General features: G+C 36.9%; 3 protein-coding genes. 1 reads left to right on the forward strand and 2 read right to left on the reverse strand.

Going from position 1 to position 3,736, the window contains the following annotated elements:
- Positions 1 to 18: 18 nt before the first annotated feature.
- Entirely contained in the window at positions 19 to 1,245 is a 1,227-nt protein-coding gene (locus GX687_04480; GenBank protein HHX96701.1) for an IS110 family transposase, read from the forward strand.
- 136 nt (positions 1,246 to 1,381) lie between these two features.
- Here GX687_04480 and GX687_04485 read toward each other — a convergent pair whose 3' ends face one another.
- A complete protein-coding gene (locus tag GX687_04485) occupies positions 1,382 to 3,298 on the reverse strand; it encodes an S-layer homology domain-containing protein (GenBank protein ID HHX96702.1) in 1,917 nt (638 codons plus the stop codon).
- 274 nt (positions 3,299 to 3,572) lie between these two features.
- The coding region (locus tag GX687_04490; protein ID HHX96703.1) for a hypothetical protein at positions 3,573 to 3,736 on the reverse strand (164 nt) is incomplete at its 5' end.

A 3,736-nucleotide genomic window follows, 5' to 3' on the forward strand; every position in this document is an offset into this window, starting at 1 on the left:
GAAAGGAGGTCCTGCCCCATGAAATTATTTGTTGGTATTGATATAAGCTCGCTAAAATTGGATGTTTGTTTCAAAGATAGCGAAGAGCAAATTCTCCATGAGGCCACACTCCCAAATGACATTAACGGAGCCACAGAAATCAAAGAAATTATTTTAAAGCTAAATGAAAATATCAACTATCAAACCATTAAAGTTGGTATGGAATCTACCTCTGTTTATAGTTTTCATCCAGCCACCTTTTTAGCGGAAAACATAGAACTAAAGAAACTAGATGTCAAAGTCATTGTCCAAAACCCTAAAGTTATTGCTCGCTTCAAAGGATTATTCGAAGAAGATAAGACAGATACCATCGATGCTCGCAGAATAGCTGACTTCTTACGTCTTAATCTAAACGGCAATACTATCATCAAAGAAGAAAAATATGTGGCTTTACAACGATTAACTCGTTCCCGACTTCAATTGGTAGAACAGATGACAGAGTGCAAACAGCATTTCTTGGAGAACCTCTACTACAAATGCAACACACTCACAAGAGATGTTGAAACATCCATCTTTGGTGCCACCATGATGGACTTACTTACAGATTCTTTGTCTTTCGGTGAAATCGCCGAGATGGAAATTATAGATTTAGCCGCGATACTGCAAGAGAAAGGACGAGGACGTTTCGGTGACCCAAATAAACTAGCTAATGCCATTAATAAGGCTATTCGTGATTCCTATCGCCTCGGTAAGGTTCTAGAAGACTCTGTAGATGTCGTCCTAGGCACTTATGCCATGATGATTAAAACTCTTAAGCAACAAATCAAAGGACTAGACAAAGCTATTGAAGCCCTTTTAGTTATAATTCCTGAAAGCCAATGTTTACAAAGCATCCCAGGAATTGGCCCGGTTTTCACCGCAGGTATTTTAGCTGAAATTGGACAAGTCGAGCGTTTTGAAGATCAAGCTAAACTGGCCAAGTATGCAGGTCTTTATTGGAAAAAGAAACAGTCTGGTTCCCGGGAATCGGAGCGAACTTCATTAACCCGCACAGGAAATCATTACTTGCGATATTACCTTGTTGAAGCTGCCAATTCGATTAAAAATCGTGAGCCTGTGTACAAAGAATATTATTACAAAAAGTATGATGAAGTTCCTAAACATAAACACAAACGAGCACTCGTACTAACAGCAAGAAAACTTGTGCGATTGGTGGATGTGCTACTACGCAATCACCAACTTTATATGCCAGAAAGGAGTGCCTAGTTATCGAGTAAAGTCGGTCAGAATTCTTTTTCACAGACAAACGCTAGTTCTCTAGCAGAGCTAGTTTAGTTTTTTAAACCCTTTTTTAAGTTTAATTTGCCACTAAAATAAACTTTTTCTACATCACCCCCTTGACTTAATACCATAAGTCTTTATAAAGACCAACTTTTACATCAATAACTGCCTTTAAGGTATTAGATATTACATTTCTTTGTGGTCTAATAGTTATGGTTGCTGTTATGTTAATTGGTTCACCTCCCCAACCCGCGGGTAAAATAATCTTTCCCACGGCTTGATAACTACCAACCTGATTAGGGTTGTAATTAATAATTCCCCAAGCAATCTCAGCCCTACCCCTTTCACCATGTGTACCATTTATACCCACAATTTTTTTCAATTTTCCAATGACTTCACTACCCGGGGTACCAAAATCTACATACAAATCAAAATTAAAGCTATCAGAAGACAAATACTCTATTGGTTTTATGGGACCTTTTGCCATACTTTTTACTTTACCCGAATAATTACCCATGCCCTCAGCAGTCACCATAATCCATTGATCAACATCTTGGGCCCCTACTTGATAAGTCTTTTTTACTGCACCAACAATATTACGATATGGTCCATCTTTCTGATCACTTATCAGCCACTGATAATTTACCCTAGCTCTTGCCGGCATTACATTTGCCTTTAGCTCCTCCCCAAACTTAGCTAGGCCAATCACACTAACACTAGTTAAACCAATTTTTTTACTAGCACCTATTACCCCCGATGGAATTTTCACAATTCCCCCTCTTCCGACAATTTTAACACTAAAGCCTTTACCCACAATCATTTCTTTAGGTTCTAAATCTAATTCCACACCATTAGTCATAATTTCCGCAAAATGAATTATCCCCATACCAGTTACTTTCACCGCTCCAGCAATAATAAGGGTGGCTACTTCCGTCTGTGGTGCCAAATTAACAGCACTTCCCTCAGCAAAAGGAGTAAAAATAAAGTTCTCTATTGTTCCCACCAATAAATCTATTTGTGAAGCCTTTTTCACTACAACTTCGGCAAAATCACCAATTAGTTCAGTTTTCGCACCTTGAACAACTACCTTTTTAAAACCCTGTTTAGCCGCTCCTTCTAATAAAACATCAGTCTCAGCATTTACCAATTCAATTTTGGCAGCACCTTGTGCTACTAGCCGAATTCTTTTTTGTAAAGTAGAATCAACAAAAATTGTCCCTAAGATCGAATCTTTAATAAAAATGCTATTTTCCCCACCACCCGAGATCCGAGTAATCCCTTTTACCAAAACATTATCCAAGACAACATTACCCTCACCTATTCCCTCGGTTAAATAAAGGTTGCCAGTAATGACCGTATTTTTTAAAACAACACCTTGCTCATTAATAGTCACATTCCCTTCTATCACTTGATTAAGATCATAAACACCAAAATGATTAAAAAGGGTTCCAGTTATTCGCGACAATATTACCAAAGCTTCCGCTCTAGTAATTGCTTTTTCCGGTCTAAAAGTTCCATCTGGGTAACCTACCAAATAACCATTATTCACCATAGCTTTAATCGCCGGCAGGCTCCATGTAGGGACTAATTCTTTATCAGTAAAATTTACCGCTAAAGAACCAGAAGTTTCTAGTTTTAAAAGCCTTGCCAAAACAACAGCACTTTCTTGTCTACTAATGTAATTATGAGGTTTACAAGTACCATCGGGATAACCTGCTAAATAACCAATGGCACAAGCTTTGGCAATTTCCCCCGCAAACCAATCACTTTCTTTTACATCAGGAAAATTAAACCCAGCCAATTCTTTATAACCAAAAACCCTATTAACCAAAGAAAAAAATTCTGCCCTGGTTATTTCTTGGTCAGGCTTCAAAGTCCCATCAGGATAACCACTAATTAAATCCTTTTTAACCCAATCATAAATTTGTTCCTGAGCCCAGTGATTATGCCAATCCACATAATCACTGGCCATCACAACAGGATTAATCAGCAGCAAAAAATTAATAATCATGAGTATTAAACACCTATTAATCCTCATTTAACTAGCCCCCACCTCCTCACTACCTAATAACGTTTTTCATTATGGCATTTACTGGTAATATTTTCAAGTACTAGCTATTACTTTATTTCCCCCTTAATCCCTACCATTTACCTATTATTTTTATAATAAAAACCTCTTCTGACTGTTTATTACAAAAAATCGGATAAAAAAAAAGAGAACCATAATGGTTCATGTAAGAAAAAAACTATGGTCTTTTAGAACTAAAACCCTAAAAGGCCACAAAATTAAATTTTAAATCTATAACTATTTTTTAGAATCTACTCATCACTAAATTATTACGTTCTAAATTAATCTTCTTTTTCCGCTGTTCACGTGCGGAAAATAACATCCTTTTCAAACCATCTTGCTGTTCATTTTCCAAATGTTCATTAGCAAACAAAATTCCTTTTCTAATTTTTTCATAATCAGTACCAC

This window comes from Clostridia bacterium, assembly GCA_012841935.1.
In the GTDB taxonomy this organism is placed as follows: domain Bacteria; phylum Bacillota; class Peptococcia; order DRI-13; family DTU073; genus DUTS01.

Excerpts from the sequence above, each read along its gene's own strand:
- GX687_04485 (HHX96702.1), bottom strand. The coding sequence starts at position 3,298 with ATGAGGATTAATAGGTGTTTAATACTCATGATTATTAATTTTTTGCTG.
- GX687_04480 (HHX96701.1), top strand. The coding sequence starts at position 19 with ATGAAATTATTTGTTGGTATTGATATAAGCTCGCTAAAATTGGATGTT.